This window comes from Actinoplanes sp. NBC_00393, from assembly GCF_036053395.1.
Taxonomy (GTDB): domain Bacteria; phylum Actinomycetota; class Actinomycetes; order Mycobacteriales; family Micromonosporaceae; genus Actinoplanes.
In genome coordinates this window covers 9,819,792-9,842,011 of record NZ_CP107942.1, presented here as the reverse complement: position 1 = coordinate 9,842,011, position 22,220 = coordinate 9,819,792, and the positions used below count along the sequence as shown (strand labels likewise).

Here is a 22,220-nt window from a genome sequence, read left to right as displayed (position 1 = left end):
CGACGACACCGCCTGGCCAGGTAGCCTCGGGGCGTGTACCGGTTCCTGCTGACGCCCCGCTGGCTCGCCGCGGCCGCGCTCACCGTCGTCGCCTCGATCGTCATGGTGATGCTCGGCAACTGGCAGCTGAGCCGGTATCACGAGCGCACCGCCATCAATGAACGGATCGACTCGGCGAATGCCGCTGCAGCCGTCCCGCTGAGTGCCGTGCTCGCCGCGCCGACCGTCGCCGGCACCCCCGGCGCGGCCCCCGGCAAAGCTCTGGCCTGGACAAAGGTGACGATGACCGGCCGGTACGACCCGGCGCACGAGATCCAGGCCCGGGGCCGCACGGTCGGCGACAAGGTGGGCTTCGAGATCGTCACACCGCTGCTCCTGGACGACGGGACGGCGATCCTCGTCGATCGCGGATGGGTCCCCGCCCCACCCGGTGGCGCCTTGGCCGCACCGGAAGTTCCGGCAGCACCGACCGGCACGGTGACGGTCGAGGGCCAGATTCACCTGTCGGAAAGTCGACCCGCTGTCGTGGAGCGCCGGGACGGCCGGCTGGACACCCGCCGGCTCAACATGCCGCGCCTCGCCACCGAGTTGCCGTTTCCGGTTTATGGGGCATATGTCCTCCTGACTTCGCAGACGCCGGCCGCCGATCCGGCGTTCGTTGCGGTGCCGATCTCACACGAGGACGCCTGGCAGAACGGTGGCTATGCGGTCCAGTGGTGGATCTTCGCGGTGATGGCCTTTTTCTTGTACGGGTGGCAGGCGCGCCGCGAGGCTCAGGGCGTGAACGGGCCGGTGGAGAAGAGGCCGGCCGCTCCGGCCCGCCGCGACCGGGTCGAAGAAGCCGATCAGCGGCGCGCGCGTGCCCCACGCGACCGGGTCGAGGAAGCCGACCAACGGCGCGCCCACCGCCCGCTGGACCGGGTCGAGGAGGCCGATCAGCGCGCGGAACGTTCGCGGGACCGCGTTGAGGAGGCGGACCAGCGGCGGGCCGCTGCGGTGGTCGCGGAGTCGGCGCCGCGCGACGAATAGGCTGTCTCGCGGTGCTGCGCCGCGCCGATTAGTGTCGCGGGCATGAGCATTCCGCCGGGTGATCCGTGGAGCGTGCCCACGCCCGCCCCGGTCCCCTCCGCTCCGGCGGCACCCGGGCCGGTGATCGTGGAGATCGCCGAGATCGAGATCACGTCCTCGGTGGTCCGGACCCCGGTCGGTGACTTCCCGCTGGCCGGCTCCCAATGGCAGGTCACCGAGCACTGGCCGATGCGGCGGCGGATCCCGCCGTGGGCGAAGGTTCTGGCTTTCGTCGGCATCTGCGTGACTGCCGGGCTGAGTCTGCTGCTCCTGCTGGTGAAGGAGTCCGTGCCGCAGGGGATGGTGCACGTGATCGTCACGAGCGGCCAGCTTCAGTACGTGGCCCGCATCCCGATCCGTGACGAAGGCGATGTGACCTCGATCAATCAGCAGGTCAACTACGTCCGGAGTCTGGCCGCCCTGTAAGGGCGGGCGACCGGGTCCGGGTTGGCCTTCTGGCAGCAGCAGTCGGGCTACGGTCGATCGGAAGTGGCGATGAGCGCCTTGCCGCGCTGCGCTCTTGTGTCTTTGACCCCACTCGCGTGTGCCCAGACGCCCAAGATCCGTTGCGGATGGTCAATCTTGGGTTTCTTTACACCGCGGAGGGTGTATCAGCGCCCAAGATCTGCAGCGGTAAGGAGTGAGGCCGGAGCTCCAGCCGCCGGTGGGTGGCCCCAACTGGCGGCCCGAGGGTGTCAGCGGGCAGCCCAGAGCGAGCGGGCAGCGGGCAGCGGGCAGCCAAAGAGTCGAGCGGCCAGCGGGCGGCCCGAGGTCGGTGAGCGGGCGGCGCGAGGTCAGGGGCTGAGGTCAGCTGGCGGGTGGCTGGTGGCCGCCGATCGTGCGGACCATGTCGATGGTGTCGGCTTCGGCGGCCGGCTTGTCGTCGCGGTAGCGGAGCACCCGCGCGAAGCGCAGCGCGACGCCGCCGGGGTAGCGAGGGGAGGTCTGGACGCCGTCGAAGGCGATTTCGACGACCTGTTCGGGGCGGACCTGGACGACCCAGCCGTTGTCGGAGACGGCCAGCTCCTTGAAGCGCTCGGTCTGCCAGCGCAGCAGCTCGTCGGTGAGGCCCTTGAACGTCTTGCCGAGCATGATGAACTCGCCGGTGCGTGGGTCGCGCGCGCCCAGGTGCAGGTTGGAGAGCCAGCCGCGCCGGCGGCCGTGGCCCCACTCGACGGCCAGGACGACCAGGTCCAGGGTGTGGCGGGGCTTCACCTTGACCCAGGCGGCGCCTCGGCGGCCCACGTCGTAGGGCGCGTCGGGGGATTTGACGACCACGCCCTCCTGGCCGGCGGCCAGGGCGGCGGCGAATGCGGCGGCGGCCTGCTCTGGGGTCTCGGCTGTCTCGCGGCCGACGGTCAGGTCGGCCGGGAGGGTGTCGGCGAGGGCGGCCCAGCGCACCCGGCCGGGCTCGTCGAGCAGGTCGGTGCCGTCGAGATGGAGGAGATCGAAGAAGTAGGGCACCAGGGCGACGTCGGACGTTGCTCCGCGGGTGGCGGCCCGGCTGGAGATCTCCTGGAACGGTCGGGGGCGCCCGCTCGCGTCCAACGCCATGGCCTCGCCGTCGAGGATGACCTCGCGGACCGGCAGCGCGCGGACCGCGGCGACCACGTCGGGCAGGCGGGCGGTGATGTCGTCCAGGCTGCGGGTGAAGACGGCCACCTCGTCGCCGGAGCGGTGCACCTGGATGCGGATGCCGTCGAGTTTGGTGTCGACGATCGCGGGCGTGCCGGTGGCTGCCAAGGCGGCGGCGACATCTGGGGCGCTGCTGGCCAGCATCGGGCTCAGCGGGGTGCCGACCCGCAGATGGATCTCGGCCAGCGCGGCGGCGCCGCCGGTGAGCGCCGCGGCGGCGACCTGCTTGAGATCGCCGGCGAGCAGGAGCGCCCGGCGCACGGCGGTGGCCGGCACCTGGGCGGCCGAGGCGATCGCCTCGGCCAGCAGGCCGGCCTGGGCGCCCTGGCGGAGCTCGCCGCCGAACAGGCCGACCAGCAGCCGCTGCTCATCCTCGGTGGCCGCGCCGAAGAGGGCGCCGATCAGCTGACGCCGGCGGGCCTGCGAGCCGGCGCCGGCAATCACCGACAGCTCGGCGATCGCGGCGTCGACGGCGGCCACGGTGAGAGTGGCCTCGGCGGCTGGTGGTGGCAGGTCGCGCAGGCTCGCGTAGCCGACACCGGTCTGCCGTTGGCGCAGCTCACCGGCCAGGTAGGCGGACCCGGCGGTGATCTCGCCGGGCTCGAGACGGCGCAGGGCGTCGGCCAGCAGCTCGATCTTGGCCTTGCGGCCGGAGGTCGCGCTGACGGCCGCCGAGGTGGCAGCTATGTCGAGGAAGCGCACGAGACCCATCCTGGCAGCCGGGTACGACAATCCGGGGCCCGGTGCTCAGGCTGCTCTCGGCTCGGTGACCCGGAAGCCCTTGGCCCGCACCGCGTCGGCGACCCGGGTGAGCTCGGAGTCGAGGGCGCAGAGCACCTTGGACAACTCCTCCAGATGGTCGTGGAGGGTGGCGTCGTCCCACCCCGAGACGTCCACGTCACCCAGAGCGCGGGCCGCGACCCGCAGCCGTGCGATCGACTCGATCCGATCGCGTGTCCGGAGCCGGTCGAGGGTGTCTCGCGGGCCGGCGGGCATGACCCGGACCACGCGGCTGGCTGCAGCGGGAGCACTCTTCGAACGCATGTTCGAAATCCTAACAGGATTGATCGCCACCGCCACAGATCAACGAGCCATCGCGTACCGGAATAGTTCCTCCGCCTCGGCGGGCTCGGCGCGGGCCGCGACGAAGCCGTCCGGCCGAACCAGGTAGAACAGGCCGGGGCGCAGGCCGGTGTACGGCGCCGGCGGGAAGACATGGACCGGTATCCCCAGGTCAGGGGCACTTTCCGGGGCCACTCCGCCGTACCCGTGGATCTGCCAGGAGGCGGCCTGCAGGGCCGGATAGTTGCCGCCGGTCCACGGGAGCCGACGGCCGATGACCGGGTCCCGGCGGCCGCCGGAGGCCCCCGGGTCGAGGCGGTAGTGGATGCGGATCTGCGACACGTACTGGAAGAGCCGGGAGCCGCCGGAAGAGCGGGGCAGCAGACGTACGGCCAACGGCGCCAGCAGCGGGATGCCGACCCGGCGCAGCAGCCGGGACGGGAGCCGATTCGACGTGATGAAGCCGAACAGACGGTCCGTGGTGGCCACGAGCGTCCGGGCGACCGGGCGCCGCTCCGCCTCGTACCGATCCAGCCAGCTGTCGCGGCGCCGGCCGCGCAGCACGTCGGCGAGTTTGAAGGCCAGGTTGTGGGCATCCTGCAGGCCGGTGTTCATGCCCTGGCCGCCGACCGGCGAATGCACATGGGCGGCATCGCCGGCCAGCAGGAACGGGCCGTCCCGGAAGGCCGCCGCCACCCGGTGGTGCACGCGGTACGTCGCGAACCAGCGGGCCCGCTCGTAGTCGACGCCGAACGTCTGCCGCATCCGGGTCCGGGCGTCGTCCTCGTCCAGGACGCCGTCCGAGTCGACGTCGCGGACCAGCCCGATCAGCCGCCAGTTCCGTTCGCCGCGCATCGGGAAGGCGAGCAGGAAGTCCTCGCCGTCCGGCCGGGCGTTGACCGCCCCGGGCACCAGGCCGGTCGCACCGACCGCGTCCAGCACGAAGAACCGGTGCGGGTTGGTGATCCCGGCGAAGTCGATGCGCCGGGATCGGCGGACCGTCGAGTTCGCGCCGTCGCAGCCGACGCAGAAGCGGGCCCGTACGGTGTCGTTGCCGACCTTGGCCTCGATGCCCTCCTCGGTCTGTGCCACCGCGGTGACCGGGCTCTCCCAGAACACCTCGCCGCCGAGTTTCTGCAGGTTCTCGTAGAGAATCTCCTCGTTGCGGCTCTGTTCGAGGATCTCGATGTACGGATGCGGCGTCACCCCGGCGCCGAGCGCCCCGATCGGGATCCGGCCGAAGGCCCGCGCACCGAACCCGGGCGCGAGCGCCTCGGCCCGGTGCGCTGCCTCCAGCACCTGGTCACCGACGCCGAGCTGGTCGTAGATCTCCAGGCTGCGGGCCTGCACGACGAGGGCCCGGGACTCGCGCGTCGGGCCGTCCTTGCCGTCCGCGACGAGCACGTGCACCCCGAGCCGGGTCAGCCAGTTGGCGAGCATCAGGCCGGTCGGGCCGGCACCCACCACCAGAACCTCGCACGACAACTCGGCCATCGGTCACCCCGTTCTAGTTCTTCGTCAAGGTCTCCGCGACGTTCTTGAGGAGCAGGGCCTCGGCGACGCAGACCCGCTCGAACTCGCCGAGGTGCAGGCTCTCGTTCGGCCCGTGGGCGGCGGCGTGCGGGTCCTCGACGCCGGTCACCAGGATCGCCGCGTCCGGGAACAGCTCCTGGAAGGTGGCGATGAACGGGATCGAGCCGCCGACGCCCATGTCCACGGGGTCGGTGCCGTCCCAGGCGGACCGGAAGGCGGAACGGGCCGCTTCGTACGCCGGACCGGTCGCGTCGATCACGCAGGGCGCGCCGTCACTCTCCAGTTCCAGCATCAGCTGCGCGCCCCACGGCACGTGCTTCTCCAGGTGGGCACAGACCGCCGCGTACGCCGACTTGGGGTCCTCCCCGGGCGCCAGCCGTACGCTGATCTTGGCTCGGGCCGAAGGCTGAAGGGCGTTGGCCGCTTCCAGCGTGCGCGGCGCGTCGATGCCGAGGACCGAGATCGACGGTTTGGTCCAGATCCGGTCGGTGATCGTGCCCTTGCCGATGAGCTCGACGCCGTCGAGCATCCCGGCCTCGTGACGGAACCGGTCCGCCGGGTAGTCGACGCTCGCGCCCTCGCGGCCGATCAGCCCCTCGACCGCGACCTCGCCGGAGTCGTCGTGCAGGGTCGCGAGCAGCCGGACCAGGGTGATCAGCGCATCCGGGACCGGGCCGCCGAACATGCCGCTGTGCACGGCGCTCTTGAGCACCCGCACCTCGGCGAACATGTTCACCAGGCCGCGCAGCGAGGTGGTCAGGGCGGGCTGCCCGATGTCCCAGTTGCCGGAGTCGGCGATCACGATCACGTCCGAGCGCAGCTCCTCCAGGTGCTCCTGGATGATCGTGTCGAGCGAGTCCGACCCGTACTCCTCCTCGCCTTCGACGAAGACGACCACGCCCACCGGCAGCTGGTCGCCGAACGCGCGCAGCGCGGCGACGTGGGCCATCACGCCGGCCTTGTCATCGGCGGCGCCGCGGCCGTAGAGCCGGCCGTCGCGCTCCTCGGGCTCGAACGGGTCGCTCGCCCAGAGCGCGGGATCGCCGGCCGGCTGGACGTCGTGGTGCGCGTAGAGCAGCACCGTGGGGGCGCCCGCCGGGGCCGCCTTGCGGCCGATCACCGCCGGCTGCCCGCCGTGCCGCACGACCTGGGTCTCCAGGCCGCAGCCACGCAGCAGCTCGGCGACCGCCTCCGCGGACCGCTCGACGTGCGAGTGGTCGAAACCTTCGAAGGCGACGCCCGGAATCCGCACCAACCGTTCCAGGTCGGCGCGGACACCGGGCATTTCCCGCGCGATGGTGGCGCGCAGATCGGATTCACTCAAGCTCATGTCGCCGATCGTAGGCCGCACCGGCGCCGGCCTCAGCGATCAGGCGTCCGGCGTACCCCCGCCGTTGCCTCCGCCGTTGTCCCCCCGGCTGCGGCGGCGCGCGTCGCTCGCCCAGTTCATCGCCCGGCCTGCGGCCGATCCGGCCATGTCCGAGGCGCCATCACCGAGCCTGCGCAGCAGGCCGACCAGGGGGTCCTGCGAGGTGGCGAAATCTTCCCGGTACGCCTTCGCGGCCTCTTTCACGTCCTCGGTGACCCGGGCGTCGCCGTCCGAGTCGCGACGCGGGTAGTCACCGGAGACAATCCGCGCGTACGCCCCCGAGTCGATCCATTTGCGCAGCTCAGCGGCCCGGGCGACGGGCACCGGGTGGGTGCTCCACGCGGTCAGGCCGATCTTGTGGATGCTGTCGCGCAGGTCGCCGCCACCCTCGTACTCCGCGGCCTGCTCCAGGAACGCGGCGGTGTCGATCTGGGACAGGTCGCCGCCGCCGGCCAGCTTCATCAGCAGCCGCAGCGAGGCCGCCGGGTCCTGACCGGCGAGCAGACCGGCCCGGTCGGCGGAGAGCTCGGCCTTGCGCCACCACTCCAGCATCGCCGCGATGATCGCCCGCAGCGCGAAGGCGCCGACCGGCAGCCAGCTGATGTTCGCCGCCCAGCTGGTCAAGATCATCATGATCGTCTTGTAGACGGCGTGCCCGCTCAGCACGTGCCCCAGCTCGTGGCCGAGCAGAGCGCGCAGCTCGTCGTCGTCCAGCCGCTCCACCGAGCCCGTGGTGATCACGATGAACGGCCGGTCCAGACCGATCGCCTGACCGTTGATCCGCGGGTTCTGGCTCACGTAGATCTCGGGCAGCTCGGCCACGTCCAGCGTGCTGGCCGCCTCGGTGTACAGCTTGTAGACCCGCGGGTACTGCCGGTGGTCGACCCGGATCGCCCCGGCCAGGAACGTCAGGCGGAACCCGCGCTCGTTCCACATGCCGAAGAAAGTCTTCACGATGTCGTCGAAGCCGCGCAGCTCACGCAGGGCGGAGAGCGCGCCGCGGTCGGCGGGGTGCTCCCAGGCCCGCGAGCTGATCCCGGTCAGGGTCACCCGGCGGCGGACCGGCCGGTTCGACTCTTCGGTGGTCATGGATCACCCCGTTCTCGCCGCTTACGGCGTCGTGGCTTCGTCCGGCAAATCCCGCGCCCAACGTACGCCCGTCGCGCAACGCTTGTCCCGGCCCGGCGACCCGGAGAAATCCCCTACGGGGCTCCCGGCGGCACGAACGGCAGACCGGCCGGTGGGCCCTTCTCGATCAGCCGCCACAGCGCATCGGTGTCCAGGTGTTCCTCGACGAGATCGCCGAGCACGTCGAGGGCTCGTTCGCGGACCGCGGCGTACCGGGTGCCGGGCGCGACCGTGAAACCGCGGCGTCCGGCCTGCGCGGCCGCCCGGGTCAGGAAGCGGCGGCGGAACTCGTCGGACTCGAACGCCCCGTGCCAGTGCGTGCCGTAGACATTGCCGGCCACCGCGCCCTCCGGCCGGCCGTCGATGTAGTGCAGGAACGGCTCCGGTTCGCCCGCCGAGACCTGGCCGTGGTGGATCTCGTAGCCGCCGACTGCCGTACCCAGCGCTGATCCGGCGGAACGGGCCAGGGTCTTGCGAGCGGCGAAAGTGATCCCGACCGGCAGCAGACCGAGACCGGGTACGGTGCCACGGCCGCTCTCCACCTCGTCGTGGATGCTCTCGGCCAGCATCTGGAAGCCGCCGCAGATGCCGAGCAGCGGCTTACCGGTCGCGGCGTGCGCCCGGACGGCGTCGGCCAGGCCGGTCTCCCGCAGCCAGGCCAGGTCGGACACGGTCGCCTTCGACCCCGGCAGCACCACCAGGTCGGCGTCGGCGATCTCGGACGGTTCGATCGTCAGGCGCACCTGCACGCCCGGTTCGGCGGCGAGCGCCTCGGCGTCGGTGGCGTTCGAGACCCGGGGCAGCCGGACCACCGCGACCCGCAGCCACTCACTGCCGTGCGGCGGGCCGGGTCGGCCGAGGACGCGACCGTACGCCAGCGAGTCCTCCGCATCGAGCCAGACGTCCAGGTGGAACGGCAGCACGCCGTGCACGGGACGGCCGGTCGCCGCGGTGATCATGTCGAGTCCCGGGCGGAGCAGACCCAGGTCGCCCCGGAACTTGTTGATGACGAAGCCGGCGACGAGCTCCTGATCCTCGGGGGCGAGCAGCGCGAGAGTGCCGAAGAAAGCGGCGAAGACCCCGCCCCGGTCGATGTCGCCGACCACCACCGTCGGCAGGCCGAACCGGCGGGCCAGTCCCATGTTGACGAAGTCGCCGTCCCGCAGGTTGATCTCGGTGGGGCTGCCGGCGCCCTCGCAGACGACGACGTCGTACTCGGTGCGCAGGTCGGCCAGGGCGGCGTACGCGGTCTCGGCCAGACGGGGACGCAGCGACCGGTAGTTGCCGGCGGTGACCGTGTCCACGGCCTCGCCGAGCAGCACCACCTGGCTGGAACGGTCGCTGCCGGGCTTGAGCAGCACCGGGTTGAACCGGATGTCGGCGGGGACGCCGCAGGCGGCCGCCTGCATGGCCTGCGCCCGGCCGATCTCGCCGCCTCGGTTGTCAGGACCGAGGACTACTACTGAGTTGTTGGACATGTTCTGGGCTTTGAAAGGGGCTACGCGGACGCCGTTGCGGTGCAGCCAGCGGCAGATGCCGGCGGTCAGGACGCTCTTGCCGGCGTCGGAGGTGGTGCCGGCGATCAGGAGGCCGCCGGTCATCGCGTCGTCCCACTCTTGGGGGACCCACCCCCAACCCCCAAACCACCAACTGCCGCGCGACCCGCCGCCAAGACCGCCGCCAGCCCGACCGCCACCGCGCCCACCGCTCCCGACACCCGAGCAGCCCGCCGCAGATGCACAGCCGTCGGCCGCGGCCCGTCCCCCAGCAACGGCCGCACCTCGCTACGTCCGAAATAGACGTTTCGCCCACCCAGCCGAACCCCGAGCGCCCCCGCCATCGCCGCCTCGCACTGCCCCGCATTCGGCGACGGATGATCGTTGCGGTCGCGCCGCCACACCCGCAGCGTCTCCCGCGGCGACCCACCGCCGATCGGCGACACCCCCACGGTGATCAGCCCGGTGAGCCGAGCCGGCACCAGATTCAGCAGATCATCGAGCCGAGCCGACGCCGTGCCGAACCGGGCGTACCGCTGCGACCGATGCCCGACCATCGCATCGAGCGTGTTGGCCGCCCGATACCCGAGCAGTCCCGCCGGCCCGAGCAGCGCCCCCCAGAACAGCGGGGCCACGACCGCATCAGACGTGTTCTCCGCGACCGATTCCACCGTCGCACGAGCGAGTTCCGGCTCGTCCAGCGCAGACGGGTCCCGCCCGCACAGATGGTTGAGCCGGCCGCGGGCCGCCGGCAGGTCACCGGCGTCGAGGTGGCGGGCCATGATCCGGGATTCCCGGCGCAGGGTACGCCCACCCAGCACAGCCCAGGTCGCCGCAGCGGTCACCGCGAACCGGGCGACCGGCAGGTTGCGGGAAGCCCGGCCGGCAGCCAGCCCGGCGAGGACCGGCACTCCGACGGCAACCGCGGTGAACGCCGCCCCGGCCGCCCGTCCGGGCCGGTAGAGGCGGCGTTCCAGCGCGGTGGCCGCTGTCCCGTACCCGGCGACCGGGTGGAACCGCTGCGGGTCACCGACTGCGGCGTCCAGGAGGTATCCGGCGAGCAGGCCGGCCGCGTCCGCGGCCCACCGGCGGGTCACCGGCCGAAGGGTGTCAGGTCGAACGCCCACACCGCGAGTCCGGGCTCGCTCTCCACGTCGTCGGGGTACGGCACCGGCTCGAGCTCACCCCAGACGATGGCGCCGGGCGCCCGGTCCTCGAGGAACTCCACGACGATCGCGCGCAGGTCATCGGTGATCCGGTAGTCGACGGTGAAGGGCAGGTCGCTGGGTTTGCGGCTGCCGACTGAGCACCGCAGCTGGCCGGCCACGGAGTCGTGCCAGACGTAGAACGTGGCCGTGCCCCGGTGCCCGTTTCCGGCCACCTGTTCGCGGATCAGGTACGCCGTCTCCTCGAACGCGGTGACCACCTCGTCGGCGGAGAGCCCCATGCGTTCGTGTGGAGGTGCGCCGAACCAGTTGGTGTTGGTCTCCTCGGCCGCCGGGTCGTCCGGCGAGAGCGTCATCGACTCGGTCACGATGGCTCGGATGTCCTTCAGCAGCACTGGTTCAGTCTGCCGCGTGCGGTTGCCGGTTCCCTCATCGGGCCGCTCCGACTGGCGGTCGGATGCGACGGCACGATCGGCCCATCCCGATCGAAGGACCCCGCACCAGCGGCCCGGCCGGGCGACCCCGAGCCGGCCGGGCCGCCGGGCGCCGGCACGCCCGGGGATCCGCAGGGAGGCTGATCCACCGGGCGGCGGCTGTGGGTGGGGTCTCAGGCCGGCACGGGCTCACGGCGGCTGCCGCGCCGGGTCCGCCGGGTTTCCACGACCGGCGGCTCGGTCTCCTCGGCGGGCGGTTCCTCCTCGTCGGTCAGCTCGGCGACGACTTCGAGGAAGCTGGGCGCCTGCTCGTCCGGCAGCGGTTCGGGCAGGCCGTCCCCGTACGCCACCGGCGCTTCCGCCTCGCCGACGGTGACGGACGGTTCGCCGCGCACGATCGCGTCGGTCTCCGGTCCTTCGATCATGCTGTTCGCCCCGGCCGGCCGGTTGCGGTAGAACCGGCTCTTGCCGCGGCTCAGGTCATGGCCGATCGAGAAGGCTTCCATCTCGTACGACACGCGGTGGTTCTTGTCGTCGTCGACCCAGTCGCGGGTGAAGATCCGCCCGTAGACGATCACCGGGTCGCCGACCGTGACCGACGAGGCCACGCCTTCGGCAAGCCGGCGCCAGGCCGTGACCCGGACCCGCATGCTGTTGCCGTCGACCCATCGGCCGGCCTCGCGGTCGAAGCGCCGGGCGGTCGACGCGATCTTGAAGTTGGCGACCAGCGAGTTGTCGGTGTTGATGCGCCGCCATTCGGGCGCGGTGAGCACGTTGCCGACGACCACGATGTTTGTTTCGAACACGACTTTCTCCCTCGGAATGTTCGGCTGTCCCGGTCGAGGGCAGAGCTTGGCCGGTGCGGCGCCGGCCTCGGGGATCTTGGGGTTCCGGGCTGTGGACAGCGGCGGATTGTGGACGACGGGCCGCCTGCTGGACGGGTCTGATATGGCCTGCGGTCATGTACCGACGGGTAACCTGGGCGGGTGGAGACCGACGTCCTGGGATGGCCGTACGAACGGCACAGCATCGATCTGGGCAGCGACGACGAGGGCCCGGTGGTGGCGACCCTGGTGCGGCGGAGGGCCGAGACACCGACGCGCCGGGCCGTGCTGCACGTCCACGGGTATGTGGACTACTTCTTCCAGACCCATCTGGCCGACTTCTTCGCCGAGCGGGGCTGGGATTTCTACGCCCTCGACCTGCGCAAGTACGGCCGGAGCCTGTTGCCGCACCAGACGCCGAACTTCACTCGCAGCCTGACCGACTACTTCCCGGAGCTGGACGAGGCGGTCCGGATCATCCGGGAGGAGGACGGCCACGATCAGCTTCTGGTCAGCGCCCATTCGACGGGGGGCCTGATCACCTCGTTGTGGGCGCACACCCGCAAGGGGCGCGGCCTCGTCGACGGACTGTTTCTGAACAGTCCGTTCTTCGACTTCAATCTGCCCTGGCTCGTGCGGCGTCCACTGATGGCCGCCATTCTCGCGGTCGGCGGCCGCTCGCCGTACCGAAGGATGCCCGTCGCCTCCCTCGGCCTGTACGGCCGGAGCCTGCACGCCGAGCATCACGGTGAGTGGGACTACGACCTGGCCTGGAAGCCGATCATGGGTTTTCCGATCCGGATGGGCTGGCTCGACGCGATCCGGCGGGGCCAGCGGCGGCTGCGGGCCGGCCTGTCCATCGACGTGCCGGTGCTGGTGGCCTGTTCGAGCCGGACGTTCCGGGGCCGGGAGTGGCACGACGACGTGCGGGCGGCCGATGCGGTGCTGGATGTGGAGCACATCGCCCGGTGGGCGCCGGGCCTGGGCCCGCGGGTGACGATCGCGCGGTTCGACGGCGGCCTGCATGATCTGACTCTCTCCGGCAAGGACGTACGCGCCGAGGTATTCCGTGAGCTGGGCCGCTGGGTGGACGCGTTCCTGCCCGCGCCGGGCACCGCGGAGGCCGGTGTGCCGCCCGCGCCGGAGGACCAGGCTGGCATGATCACCATGCTGGAGGCGGCGGAGGCCGCTGTCGAAGCGGCGATGGCCGACGAGGCGGACGACAAGTCCGGCACGACCGCCTAGTATGTGCTGGCCAGCGCTCGTAGCTCAGCGGATAGAGCAGTGGACTTCTAATCCACCGGTCGCAGGTTCGAATCCTGCCGGGCGCGCACAACTCCTGTTCATGGTGATGACCTTCGATTAGGCTCGGCGGCGGCCGTGACGATCCACACGGAAGGATCAGCAGGTGACCGCCGACGAGCCGGTTCCACCCGGGGTGGACGCGACGACTCCCAGCATTGCCCGGGTCTACGACTTCATGGTCGGCGGCAAGGACAATTTCGCGATCGACCGGATGGCCGCGCAGCGGGCGCTGGAGATCATGCCGGATGCGCAGGAGGCGGGCCGGGCCTGCCGGGCGTTCCTGCGCCGGGTGGTCCGCTATCTCGCCGCCGAGCAGGGGATCCGGCAGTTCCTCGACATCGGTTCGGGTCTGCCGACACGGACCAACGTGCATCAGGTCGCGCACGACGTCGATCCGGCGGCCCGGGTCGTCTACGTGGACAACGATCCGATGGTGCTGGTCCACGGGCGCGCGCTGCTCGCCGAGGCGGGGACCAGCACGATCATCGAGGGGGACGTCCGCGAGCCGGGGAAGATTCTGGAGCATCCGGTCGTCCGGGAATACCTGGATTTCTCCCAGCCGGTCGGCCTTCTCCTGCTGTCGATTCTGCATCACCTGCACGACTCCGAGGATCCGGGCCGGATCGCGGCTTCATTGCGGGACGCGCTGCCGGCGGGCAGCCACCTGGCGATCATCCATTTCTGGGATCCGGCCGGCGAGCATCCGGAGGTCTCGGCGAAGGTGCGTGACGCCGAGCGGGTGTTCAACGAGACTCTGGGCACCGGCCGGTGGCGGCGCCGTGACGAGGTCGAGGCGTACTTCGGGGATTTCGAGCTGGTCGAGCCGGGCCTGGTGCCGCTGGCCGAGTGGCGGCCCGGCGCCGAGGCCGAGGCGGAGCAGAAGGACAGCTATTACACGATGATCGGTGGCGTCGCCCGCAAGCCCTGACTTGATCCACTCCAGTACCGTGAGCTGCATGATCGCGGTTCTGGTGTTCGGCGTGGCCGCTCTCGGGGTGGCCGCCGGCGTGCTGATCGGGTTCGCCCTCGGCACCGCCCGCACCCGGGAGGCCCTGCGCGCCGCCCGCTACCGCGATGCCATCGCGCTCGCCGCCGATCTCGTCGAGACGCCGGACGCGCTCGATCTGCGTGATCGTGCGCAGCGCATCCTGGCCGCGCACCGCGCGGCCCATCCGGAGCAGGAGTCCTGATTTCGTTGTTCGTCCTCGGCATCTTTCTCGGCGCCGTCGCCCTGTTCGCCCTGGTCGCCGCGGTGGTCGGCAAGGCGGTCAAGTTCCGTCGTTCCGCGTGGCTCACGTTCGGCGGCAGCCTGTTCCTGGCGGTCACGTTCGTCGTGGTGTCGTGCATCTCGGTGGTGCCGACCCGCAACGTCGGCATCGTGACCAGCTGGAACAAGCCGACCGGCCGGACCACCGGCGCCGGCCTGCAATGGACGGCGCCGTGGCAGGACATCGATGAATGGGACGCGACCGGGCAGACCTACGCCCACCTGGGCGACAGCTGCGTGTGGGTGACCATCGCGGCGCAGCGGCGGGCCTGCATCCCGGTGCAGATCGAGTGGTCGGCGAAGGCGGAGAAGGCGCCGGAGAACTGGGCCGCCTACCGCGAGGTGGGAGATAAGACCCGGTTCGAGGTCTTTGTCGAGCGCCGCGTCAACCCGCAGATCAACGGTTCCCTGACGTCGATCTTCGCGGCGTTCGACCCGCTCGGCTCGGTTGACGTGACCAGCGGCGACGCCCCGGCGCCGGATCTCAACCAGACCTACAAGGAACCGCTGATCAAGGCGCTGACCAGCGAACTCGGTGACGAGATCGTGGTGAAGTCGGTGGCGTTCGAGTCGCCGCGGTATGACGAGCCGACCACGCAGGCGATCGCCGCCTACGGCCAGAAGATCCTCGAGGCGCGCAACCTGGAGATCGACAAGGCCAACGCGAAGACCCGCGCCGAGATCACCCGCACCGACGCCAGCGTCGACCAGGTCGCCCGCTGCCTCCAGATCGCCGAGAAACTCGGCAAAGAGCCCGGCCTGTGCATGGGCAACAGCGTTTCCTTGACCCGCTCGGTCACCAGCGACAAATAACCCTTTCCAGTACGGGTCACGAAAAGTCCCCGCTCTCCCCCGCGAGCCAGCACAGCTCAAGGCCGTAACGCGTCCGCCGGGCTTAAGCACGTGGATTCGGCTGCCGCCGAGAGTCGCTTCGCGACTCGGAGGGCAACCCCGGCTGACCGCTAACGTCCCTTCAAAGGCCGGGAAGCAGCGCTGACGGTCAGCCGCACAACCCCGGCTGACCGCGAGCGTCCCCCCAAAGGCCCGGAAGCAGCAGTGGCGGTCAGCCGCAACCGCGGGGTAAGCCCGGCGGCGGCGCTGGGGGCCTGGAGTTGTGCCTACGTGGCGTGGGAGAGCGGGGACTTTTCGTCACGCGTACGAGGCATAAGGGTTGAGATGGCCCCAAGCGGAGAGTGACGCGCGCAGCCAGCGTGGGGCGGTGATCCGGCCGCGCAGGGCGGTTTCGCCGGCATACCAGCGGACCACGCCGGCGGTGTCCGTGATCACCTGGCCGTCCTCGTCGAAGCCGGGTGGGTGGGCGCAGACCTCGTTGCCGGTGCGGGACAGGACGAGCCAGAAGCGGTTCGGCGGCCGCCGGTCGGTGATCTGGAAGGCGACGACCACGCGCGGGCGGGGCACCAGATCCGGGGTGATCATCCTGGCCAGGGTCCAGAGCGCGAGATAGGGGTCCTGGTCCTCGGGACGCACCGAGCGCCAGCGGGCGCCCCAGGCGCCCAGCGCGAGGCATACTTCGGCGAGTTCGTGGCCGCAGGCGGTGAGGGCGTAGGCGGTGGACCGGCCGTTCTGGGTGCGGTGGACGACGCCGGTGCGTTCCAGGGTGCGCAGGCGTTGCACGAGCACGCTGCGCGGCAGCCCCGGCGCGCCGTCGAGGATCTCGGTGAACCGACCGCAGCCGAGATGCAGGTTGCGGATGATGATCGGTGTCCATCGCTCGGCGAAGACCTCGGCGGCCAGGGCGATCGGACAGTACTGCCCGTAGCCTCGCATCTCCCCACCATCCGGCGTGGGTGGGCGGCGCGCCAAGCCCCGGTCCATTATTCGAACTTTCCGGGCAACCCTGGCGCTGCTTGTCTGGGCGCATGACCGAACAGACGTATGCCCTGTCGGCGGAGGCCGCCGACTTCTACGAGGCGACGTTCGTGCCGGCGCTCTTCGGGGCGTGGGCGCGGCGTCTGGTCGAGGCCGCCGGGGTGCGGCCCGGCGAGCGGGTGCTGGACGTGGCGTGTGGCACCGGCATCGTGGCCCGGACCGCGGCCGGCCGGAGCGGGGCCGTCACCGGTGTGGACCGCAACGACGCGATGCTGGCGGTGGCCCGGCGGATCCGGCCGGAGCTGCGGTGGCAGCTGGGCGACGCGCACCGGCTGCCGTTCGCCGACGGCTCGTTCGACGTGGCGCTGTCGCAGGCGGCGCTGATGTTCTTCGACGATCCGGTGGCGGCGCTGCGGGAGATGGGCCGGGTGGCCGGCCGGGTCGCGGTGCAGGTGCCGGGGCGGCTGTCGCACAGTGCCGGATACCGGGTGTTCACCGAGGCGGTCGGTCCGCACGCCGCGCTGGTCGAGGCGTATTTCTCCGCCGGCGACCCGGAGGTGCTGACCGGCTGGTTCGCCGCGGCCGGGTTGCGCATCGACAGGTTCGACTCGTGGGTCGGCGCGACGCGGGCGCCGTCGCTGGAGGCGTTCGTGACCGGCGAGCTGCTGCCGCTCGGTGTGACGGCGGACGAGCGGATCATCGCGGCCTGCCGGGCGCCGATGGCGGGCTTCGTGGGGATCGGCGGCAGCGTCGCCGTACCCCTCGAAGCCCACCTGATAATCGCTCAGGCCGCGGCCAGCGCCTCGGTCGGCGCCAGTCGGGCGGCCCGGATCGCCGGGTAGAGGCCGGCGACCGCGCCGATCACCAGCGTCGCGGCCAGCCCGCCGCCGACCGCCCACAGCGGTACGACCGTCGGCCACTGCTGGGAGGTCGCGTAGGCCAGCGTCACCGCGGCGCCGGCGAGCACCCCGCCCACCCCGCCGAGCAGCGACAACAGCAGCGACTCGGAGACGAACTGGGTGCGGATCTGGCCGCGGGTCGCGCCGAGCGAGCGGCGCAGCCCGATCTCGGCCCGCCGTTCGAGAACCGAGATGACCATCGTGTTGGCCACCCCGATGCCGCCGACCAGCAGCGCCACCGCGCCGAGGCCGAGCAGCAGCGCGTTGAACGCCTGGCTGGCGGCCCGCTGCGCGAGCAGCGCGTCGGACGGGTTGGAGACCTGCACCTCGTCCGGGCTCTCCAGGTTGGCGGTCGGCGCCAGCACCGCGCGGACCGCTTCCACCTGCGACTCGATCGACCGGGTGTAGACGGTGGTGGCGTGCCCGTCGAAGGCCAGGTACTGCTTGGCCGCGTCCCAGCCGATCAGGACGGCGTTGTCGAGTTCCGGGGCGAGCGCGACCTGCTGCAGGACGCCGACCACGGAGTACCAGCGGCCACCGATGTAGACCGAGGGCACGTCGCCGAGCCGTTGTGCCGCGGCGGCGCCGAGGACCACCGCCGGGTAGCGGGCGGTGGCGGCGTTCAGCCAGGCGCCGCGGGCCAGCTCGGCGTTCACCGTGGCGAGCAGGTCGAGCTGGGCGGCGAGCAGGGACAGCCCGCCGCTCTGGCCCGCCGGGATCTGATCGGTCCGGTAGATCCTGGCGCCGTCCACCTTGCCGGTGGCGGTCGCCGAGGTCACCGGCCCGATCCGTTCGATCATGCCGAGGGCTTCGTCGGGCAGGGTGGCGGTCTCGCCGAACATGGTGTTGCCGGGCGAGACGGTGAGCATGTTGGTGCCCAGTTCGGCGAGGGCCTCGTCCAGGTCGGCCCGGCTCGACGAGGAGATGCCCACGACGGAGACCATCGCGGCGATCCCGATCGCGATGCCGAGAGCGGAGAGGACGGCGCGCAGCGGCCGGGCCCGCAGCCCGGAGCCGCCGAGCCGGAGCAGATCGGATCCGCGCAGGCGGGCCGGTTGAGGTGCGGGCATCTCAGACCACCTGCCCGTCGAGCATCGGGACCTGCCGGGGCAGCGCGCCGGCGATCTCGTGGTCGTGGGTGATCACCAGGACGGTGGTGCCGGACGCGTTCAGCTCGCGCAGCAGCTCCACGACCCCGGCCCCGGAGACCGAGTCCAGGTTTCCGGTCGGCTCGTCGGCGAGCAGCACCGCCGGGTCGCCGGCCACCGCCCGGGCGACGGCGACGCGCTGCCGTTCGCCGCCGGAGAGCTGATGCGGGCGATGCCCGAGCCGGTCACCGAGTCCGACCCGGGTCAGCGCGGCCTCGGCACGCCACTCACGCTCCTTTTTCGGTACGCCCGCGTAGAGCAGACCGTCGGCGACATTGGCCACCGCGTCGCGTCCCGGGGCCAGGTGGAACTGCTGGAACACGAAGCCGATCCGGCGGGCCCGCAGCGCGGACAGTTGCCGGTCGGACAGCGACGCCACGTCGTAGCCGTCGATGCGGACCGTGCCTGCCGACGGCCGGTCCAGCGTGCCGATCAGGTGCAGCATCGTGGACTTGCCGGAGCCGGACGGCCCGACAATCGCGATCAGCTCGCCCTGCTCGACGGTCAGGTCGACGTCGCGTAGCGCGGTGACGCCGCCGGGGTACTGCTTCGTGACGCCGGTGAGCTCGATGACCGGGCTCATGCCGGCACCCCGACCGTCATGCCGGCGGTGAGACCGCTGCCGGACACCTCGACCCGGCCGCCGGCGAACAGGCCGGTCTCGACGGCGAGGATCCGGGTGGTGCTGCCGTCCACGACCTGCAGGCCGTACCCGCCTTCGGAGAGCGCGAGCAGGGCGTTGACCGGAACGGTGAGAACGTTCCTGCGTTCCGAGGAGCTGAAGGCGACCGTCACCGACGCGTCGTCCAGGCCACCGCTCGGCGGTTCGCCGAAGGAGATGGTCAGGCGCAGCTTGGTGGTGTCCTCCTGCTCCGGGTTGTCGGAGGTGTCGACGAACGTCGTGACGCCGCTGATCCTCGCGGCGACAGTCTTGCCGTCCGGCAGGGTGACCTGGACGGCGGCGCCCTTCTTCGCCAGCCGCTGGTCGGCCATGTCCAGTTCGATCGTGGCGACCTGGCCGGTGCCGGTGATGTCGAGGATCTCGCCGCCGGGCTGGACGGCCGCGCCGGATGCGGCGGTGTGGGCGTCGACGCGTACCGGGCCGGGCTGGTAGAAGACCCGGCCGAGTTCCACCGTGCCGGTCTCGGTCCGGCCCAGGTCGTCCTGCCACTGCTCGACCGCGTCGGCGGTCGCCGAGGTGTACTCGTCGTCGACCGTGAAGCCGCGGTAGCCCAGCGCCCACAGGTTCTTCTCGAACTGCTTGACGTCGGCGCCCGCCACGCCGGAGGACAGGTCGCGGTACGCCGGCAGCGAGCCGTACAGCAGCACGACCGGGTCGTTGTCCAGCCGGTAGAGCGTCCTGCCCCGCTTGATCGTGGCGCCGACCGCGGGCAGCCGGGTCACCGTGCCGCTCAGCCGGGTGTTGACCGTGGTGCTGTCGCCGTAGCCGAGGGAACCGTCGTGGTCCTCCTTGTCGACCAGCGTCTCCTTCTTCACCTGCGCGGTCGCGGCCGGCCGGGTGCTGCCCGAGCCGGTGCCGCTCTCCGCCTCGGGCAGGCCGGCCACGACCACCGCCGCGGCCGCCGCTCCCGCTGTCAGCACCGCGGCCAGGCCGACGGTCGTACGCCGCCTCATGCCGGGTTTCCTTCCACGTGCCGTTCCACCGCTCCGGACGGCCGGTGCCTCGAGCAGGCCTGCTCGGCCTTGTCGAAGGTGGGATCGCCCGGTCCGGTGCCGAGTTGGCTGCTGTCGAGCGCGATGCCGCCGTCCGGCTCCGGGTCCGGGAAGTTCGGCACCCCGTTCTCCCGCATGCACTTGGCCATCTGCCGGCTCTGCTCGAGCGCCTCCGGGTCCGGTTCGGGCCTCTCCCCGCCGTTCGGGGCGTACTGCCGGCAGGCCTCCTCGGCCTCCTTGAGTTTGTCCTTGTCGACATCGGACGGGACCGCGACGGTCATCTTGCCGTCCTCCGGGTCGGGGAACCAGGTCATGCCGTTCTCCCGCATGCATTCCGAGTACTTGACCGGGTCGTACGGGTCAGCGCTCGCCGTCGGGCTCGCGGTGCTCTTCGGGCCGGCGCTGGCCGCGGTGGCCACACCCGGCGTTTCGGTGGTCTTCGCGCAGCCCGCCGCCATCGCCGTGGCCAGTACGCCGAGCGCGAGAGCCGCTCTCCATCTCGTCGTGAACATGTGACGCAGTGAAGCGAGGGACGGGTTTCCGGGGCGTCAACGAAAACGATGACGGTGAGTTGACACGGCGGCGGGCCAGTATGGAGACATGCGGATCCTGGTGGTGGAGGACGAGCCGCTGCTCGCCGACGCGGTGGCGCAGGGGTTGCGGCACGAGGCGCACGCGGTGGACGTCGTCTACGACGGCGGCTCGGCCCTGGAACGGATCGACGTCAACGACTACGACGTGGTGGTGCTGGACCGGGACGTGCCGGTGGTGCACGGCGACAAGGTGTGCCAGGTTCTCGCCGAACGCAAGACCGACATCCGGGTGCTGATGCTGACCGCGGCGGCCGGCGTGGACGACCGGGTCACCGGGCTGTCCCTCGGCGCCGACGACTACCTGCCCAAGCCGTTCGCCTTCCGGGAACTGTCCGCCCGGGTCGCGTCGCTGGGACGGCGGGCCCGGCCGGCCGCCCCGCCGATCCTGCGCCGGGCCGGGATCAGCCTGGACCCGTACCGGCGGGAGGTGCACCGCGACGGGCGGTACGTGCCGCTGTCCCGCAAGGAGTTCGCGGTGCTGGCCGAGCTGCTGCGCGCCGACGGCACCGCGGTCTCCGCCGAGACCCTGCTGGAGAAGGCGTGGGACGAGAACGCCGATCCGTTCACGCACGCCGTACGCATGACGATCTTGAAGTTGCGCCGCAAACTGGGCGATCCGCCGGTGGTGCTGACCGAGCCGGGAGTGGGGTACCGGATCCGATGAGGCTCACCGTGCGCGGCCGGCTCACCCTGGTCTACGGCGGGCTGTTCGTGCTCGCCGGCCTGGTCCTGCTCGGCGCCATCTATCTGCTGGTCGACCGGGACGCGCCGACGGTGCGCACCTCGATCGCGGGTGAGGCGGCCGCCCCGCCGCCGAACGGGGAGGTCTACGCCCGGGAACTGGTCGAGGGCACCCAGGCGCAGACCATGCAGACCATGCTCACCCAGGGCGCGATCGCGCTGGTCGTGGTCAGCGCGGCGACGATCGCGCTGGGCTGGCTGATCGCCGGCCGGCTGCTGCAGCCGCTGCACCAGATCACCGCGACCGCCCGCCGGATCGCCGAGGCGCCGGCTGCTGACCGCGGGCTGCACGAGCGGATCGCCCTGGACGGGCCGGACGACGAGATCAGACAGCTGGCCGACACCTTCGATCTGATGCTGAGCCGCCTCGACCAGTCGTTCGACGGGCAGCGGCGCTTCATCGCGAGCGCGTCGCATGAGCTGCGTACGCCGCTCACCCTGAACCGGACCCTGCTGGAGGTCGCGCTCGCTCCGGAGTCGGCCTCACCCGAGGTACGCCAGCTCGGCTCCACGCTGCTCGCCATCAACGACCGGCATGGGCGGCTGATCGACGGGCTGCTTCTGCTGGCGCGCTCGGATCGGGAGGTGACGGAACGGTCGTACGTCGACCTGGCTGACATCGTCGACCACGTCGCCGTCTCGGACACCGTGAAGGTGCTCGCCGAACCCGGGGAGGCGGCGGTGCTCGGCGACCCGGTGCTGCTGGAACGGCTGGTGCAGAACCTGGTGGAGAACGGGGTGCGGCACAACGTGGCGGCTGAGGGCTGGGTGAGTGTGGCTACGCGTACCCGTACCGACGGCTGGGTGGAGTTGCAGGTCGCCAACTCCGGGCCGGTCGTCCCCCGTTACGAGGTGCCCGGCCTGTTCGAACCGTTCCACCGCTACGGCACGGAACGCCTGGCCTCTCCCGGTGCGGGTCTGGGCCTGTCCATCGTCCGCGCGGTGGCCCGGGCCCATGGCGGCGATGTCCGGGCCGACCCCCGGGACGAGGGCGGGCTGGTCGTCACCGTGATGCTTCCACGCGCGCCCTGATCAGCCCTTTCCAGCA

Annotated in this window: 23 protein-coding genes and 1 tRNA gene; 10 read left to right on the top strand and 14 right to left on the bottom strand. The window is 71.5% G+C overall.

Translation table 11 applies throughout. The annotated features are described in order from the left end of the window. The first annotated feature begins 33 nt into the window (after positions 1–33). Positions 34–1,029, top strand: a complete 996-nt coding sequence (locus OHA21_RS45675; protein ID WP_328466222.1) for an SURF1 family cytochrome oxidase biogenesis protein — start codon at positions 34–36, stop codon at positions 1,027–1,029. A 42-nt stretch (positions 1,030–1,071) separates the two neighbouring features. Beyond that, the gene (locus OHA21_RS45670) at positions 1,072–1,494 is read left to right on the top strand and encodes a hypothetical protein (protein WP_328466220.1); all 423 of its coding nucleotides are present in this window, start codon (positions 1,072–1,074) and stop codon (positions 1,492–1,494) included. Positions 1,495–1,875: 381 nt separating this feature from the next. On the opposite strand, the gene OHA21_RS45665 is transcribed toward OHA21_RS45670, so the two are convergent. From OHA21_RS45665 to OHA21_RS45625, 9 genes are all read right to left on the bottom strand, one after another. Next, positions 1,876–3,414, bottom strand: a complete 1,539-nt coding sequence (locus tag OHA21_RS45665) for an ATP-dependent DNA ligase (protein WP_328466218.1) — start codon at positions 3,412–3,414, stop codon at positions 1,876–1,878. 36 nt (positions 3,415–3,450) lie between these two features. Further along, on the bottom strand, positions 3,451–3,699 hold the full coding sequence (locus OHA21_RS45660; RefSeq protein ID WP_328478940.1) for a hypothetical protein: 249 nt from the start codon (positions 3,697–3,699) through the stop codon (positions 3,451–3,453). Between the two features lie 87 nt (positions 3,700–3,786). Then, positions 3,787–5,259 (bottom strand): FAD-dependent monooxygenase, encoded by a 1,473-nt coding sequence (locus OHA21_RS45655; protein ID WP_328466216.1) that lies wholly within the window; start codon positions 5,257–5,259, stop codon positions 3,787–3,789. Positions 5,260–5,272: 13 nt separating this feature from the next. Next, on the bottom strand, positions 5,273–6,622 hold the full coding sequence (locus tag OHA21_RS45650) for a dipeptidase (protein ID WP_328478938.1): 1,350 nt from the start codon (positions 6,620–6,622) through the stop codon (positions 5,273–5,275). A 45-nt stretch (positions 6,623–6,667) separates the two neighbouring features. Beyond that, a complete protein-coding gene (locus tag OHA21_RS45645; protein ID WP_328466214.1) occupies positions 6,668–7,756 on the bottom strand; it encodes a M48 family metallopeptidase in 1,089 nt (362 codons plus the stop codon). Positions 7,757–7,869: 113 nt separating this feature from the next. Next, positions 7,870–9,396 (bottom strand): cobyric acid synthase, encoded by a 1,527-nt coding sequence (locus tag OHA21_RS45640; RefSeq protein ID WP_328466212.1) that lies wholly within the window; start codon positions 9,394–9,396, stop codon positions 7,870–7,872. Then, positions 9,393–10,388 carry a cobalamin biosynthesis protein gene (locus tag OHA21_RS45635; RefSeq protein ID WP_328466210.1) on the bottom strand — a complete coding sequence of 332 codons (996 nt, stop codon included), beginning with the start codon at positions 10,386–10,388 and terminating at the stop codon, positions 9,393–9,395. The genes OHA21_RS45640 and OHA21_RS45635 overlap by 4 nt, the downstream gene beginning before the upstream one ends. Next, positions 10,385–10,852 carry a hypothetical protein gene (locus OHA21_RS45630; protein WP_328466208.1) on the bottom strand — a complete coding sequence of 156 codons (468 nt, stop codon included), beginning with the start codon at positions 10,850–10,852 and terminating at the stop codon, positions 10,385–10,387. Before OHA21_RS45630 ends, OHA21_RS45635 begins: the two co-directional genes overlap by 4 nt. Before the next feature lie 212 nt (positions 10,853–11,064). Continuing rightward, the gene (locus tag OHA21_RS45625) at positions 11,065–11,697 is read right to left on the bottom strand and encodes a single-stranded DNA-binding protein (RefSeq protein WP_328466206.1); all 633 of its coding nucleotides are present in this window, start codon (positions 11,695–11,697) and stop codon (positions 11,065–11,067) included. A 180-nt stretch (positions 11,698–11,877) separates the two neighbouring features. On the opposite strand from OHA21_RS45625, the gene OHA21_RS45620 reads away from it, so the two are divergent. The 5 genes from OHA21_RS45620 to OHA21_RS45600 all read left to right on the top strand — a co-directional run bounded on the left by OHA21_RS45620 (position 11,878) and on the right by OHA21_RS45600 (position 15,100). Then, positions 11,878–12,960, top strand: a complete 1,083-nt coding sequence (locus OHA21_RS45620; protein ID WP_328466204.1) for an alpha/beta hydrolase — start codon at positions 11,878–11,880, stop codon at positions 12,958–12,960. Positions 12,961–12,973: 13 nt separating this feature from the next. Next, positions 12,974–13,046 (top strand) — tRNA-Arg (locus OHA21_RS45615). A 77-nt stretch (positions 13,047–13,123) separates the two neighbouring features. Beyond that, positions 13,124–13,948 (top strand): SAM-dependent methyltransferase, encoded by an 825-nt coding sequence (locus OHA21_RS45610; protein ID WP_328466202.1) that lies wholly within the window; start codon positions 13,124–13,126, stop codon positions 13,946–13,948. A gap of 28 nt (positions 13,949–13,976) precedes the next feature. Next, complete coding sequence (locus OHA21_RS45605) at positions 13,977–14,210, top strand: hypothetical protein (RefSeq protein WP_328466200.1); 234 nt, start codon at positions 13,977–13,979, stop codon at positions 14,208–14,210. A gap of 5 nt (positions 14,211–14,215) precedes the next feature. Continuing rightward, positions 14,216–15,100, top strand: coding sequence for a hypothetical protein (locus tag OHA21_RS45600; RefSeq protein WP_328466198.1), 885 nt, complete (start codon positions 14,216–14,218; stop codon positions 15,098–15,100). Positions 15,101–15,436: 336 nt separating this feature from the next. Here the strand turns inward: OHA21_RS45600 and OHA21_RS45595 are convergent, their stop codons facing one another. Then, a complete protein-coding gene (locus OHA21_RS45595; RefSeq protein WP_328466196.1) occupies positions 15,437–16,075 on the bottom strand; it encodes a winged helix-turn-helix transcriptional regulator in 639 nt (212 codons plus the stop codon). Positions 16,076–16,167: 92 nt separating this feature from the next. On the opposite strand from OHA21_RS45595, the gene OHA21_RS45590 reads away from it, so the two are divergent. Continuing rightward, the gene (locus OHA21_RS45590; RefSeq protein WP_328466194.1) at positions 16,168–16,959 is read left to right on the top strand and encodes a class I SAM-dependent methyltransferase; all 792 of its coding nucleotides are present in this window, start codon (positions 16,168–16,170) and stop codon (positions 16,957–16,959) included. On the opposite strand, the gene OHA21_RS45585 is transcribed toward OHA21_RS45590, so the two are convergent. From OHA21_RS45585 to OHA21_RS45570, 4 genes are read right to left on the bottom strand one after another with little or no spacing between them, the layout of a single operon-like run. Next, positions 16,902–18,086, bottom strand: a complete 1,185-nt coding sequence (locus OHA21_RS45585) for an ABC transporter permease (RefSeq protein ID WP_328466192.1) — start codon at positions 18,084–18,086, stop codon at positions 16,902–16,904. The two genes, OHA21_RS45590 and OHA21_RS45585, sit on opposite strands and share 58 nt — an antisense overlap. 1 nt (position 18,087) lies before the next feature. Further along, positions 18,088–18,747 (bottom strand): ABC transporter ATP-binding protein, encoded by a 660-nt coding sequence (locus OHA21_RS45580; protein WP_328466190.1) that lies wholly within the window; start codon positions 18,745–18,747, stop codon positions 18,088–18,090. Then, positions 18,744–19,799: an efflux RND transporter periplasmic adaptor subunit gene (locus OHA21_RS45575; protein WP_328466188.1), complete on the bottom strand. Its 1,056-nt coding sequence runs from the start codon at positions 19,797–19,799 to the stop codon at positions 18,744–18,746. The genes OHA21_RS45580 and OHA21_RS45575 overlap by 4 nt, the downstream gene beginning before the upstream one ends. After that, positions 19,796–20,350 carry a hypothetical protein gene (locus OHA21_RS45570; protein ID WP_328466186.1) on the bottom strand — a complete coding sequence of 185 codons (555 nt, stop codon included), beginning with the start codon at positions 20,348–20,350 and terminating at the stop codon, positions 19,796–19,798. The genes OHA21_RS45575 and OHA21_RS45570 overlap by 4 nt, the downstream gene beginning before the upstream one ends. 88 nt (positions 20,351–20,438) lie before the next feature. Between OHA21_RS45570 and OHA21_RS45565 the strand changes: the two genes are divergently transcribed. Continuing rightward, positions 20,439–21,095: a response regulator transcription factor gene (locus tag OHA21_RS45565; RefSeq protein ID WP_328466184.1), complete on the top strand. Its 657-nt coding sequence runs from the start codon at positions 20,439–20,441 to the stop codon at positions 21,093–21,095. After that, positions 21,092–22,204: a sensor histidine kinase gene (locus OHA21_RS45560; protein WP_328466182.1), complete on the top strand. Its 1,113-nt coding sequence runs from the start codon at positions 21,092–21,094 to the stop codon at positions 22,202–22,204. Before OHA21_RS45565 ends, OHA21_RS45560 begins: the two co-directional genes overlap by 4 nt. The last annotated feature ends 16 nt before the right edge of the window (positions 22,205–22,220 follow it).

Coding starts and splice junctions, on each gene's coding strand:
- OHA21_RS45670 (WP_328466220.1), top strand. CDS start 1,072: ATGAGCATTCCGCCGGGTGATCCGTGGAGCGTGCCCACGCCCGCCCCG.
- OHA21_RS45665 (WP_328466218.1), bottom strand. CDS start 3,414: ATGGGTCTCGTGCGCTTCCTCGACATAGCTGCCACCTCGGCGGCCGTC.
- OHA21_RS45660 (WP_328478940.1), bottom strand. CDS start 3,699: ATGCCCGCCGGCCCGCGAGACACCCTCGACCGGCTCCGGACACGCGAT.
- OHA21_RS45655 (WP_328466216.1), bottom strand. CDS start 5,259: ATGGCCGAGTTGTCGTGCGAGGTTCTGGTGGTGGGTGCCGGCCCGACC.
- OHA21_RS45645 (WP_328466214.1), bottom strand. CDS start 7,756: ATGACCACCGAAGAGTCGAACCGGCCGGTCCGCCGCCGGGTGACCCTG.
- OHA21_RS45640 (WP_328466212.1), bottom strand. CDS start 9,396: ATGACCGGCGGCCTCCTGATCGCCGGCACCACCTCCGACGCCGGCAAG.
- OHA21_RS45605 (WP_328466200.1), top strand. CDS start 13,977: ATGATCGCGGTTCTGGTGTTCGGCGTGGCCGCTCTCGGGGTGGCCGCC.
- OHA21_RS45595 (WP_328466196.1), bottom strand. CDS start 16,075: ATGCGAGGCTACGGGCAGTACTGTCCGATCGCCCTGGCCGCCGAGGTC.
- OHA21_RS45590 (WP_328466194.1), top strand. CDS start 16,168: ATGACCGAACAGACGTATGCCCTGTCGGCGGAGGCCGCCGACTTCTAC.
- OHA21_RS45585 (WP_328466192.1), bottom strand. CDS start 18,086: ATGCCCGCACCTCAACCGGCCCGCCTGCGCGGATCCGATCTGCTCCGG.
- OHA21_RS45580 (WP_328466190.1), bottom strand. CDS start 18,747: ATGAGCCCGGTCATCGAGCTCACCGGCGTCACGAAGCAGTACCCCGGC.
- OHA21_RS45575 (WP_328466188.1), bottom strand. CDS start 19,799: ATGAGGCGGCGTACGACCGTCGGCCTGGCCGCGGTGCTGACAGCGGGA.
- OHA21_RS45570 (WP_328466186.1), bottom strand. CDS start 20,350: ATGTTCACGACGAGATGGAGAGCGGCTCTCGCGCTCGGCGTACTGGCC.
- OHA21_RS45565 (WP_328466184.1), top strand. CDS start 20,439: ATGCGGATCCTGGTGGTGGAGGACGAGCCGCTGCTCGCCGACGCGGTG.
- OHA21_RS45560 (WP_328466182.1), top strand. CDS start 21,092: ATGAGGCTCACCGTGCGCGGCCGGCTCACCCTGGTCTACGGCGGGCTG.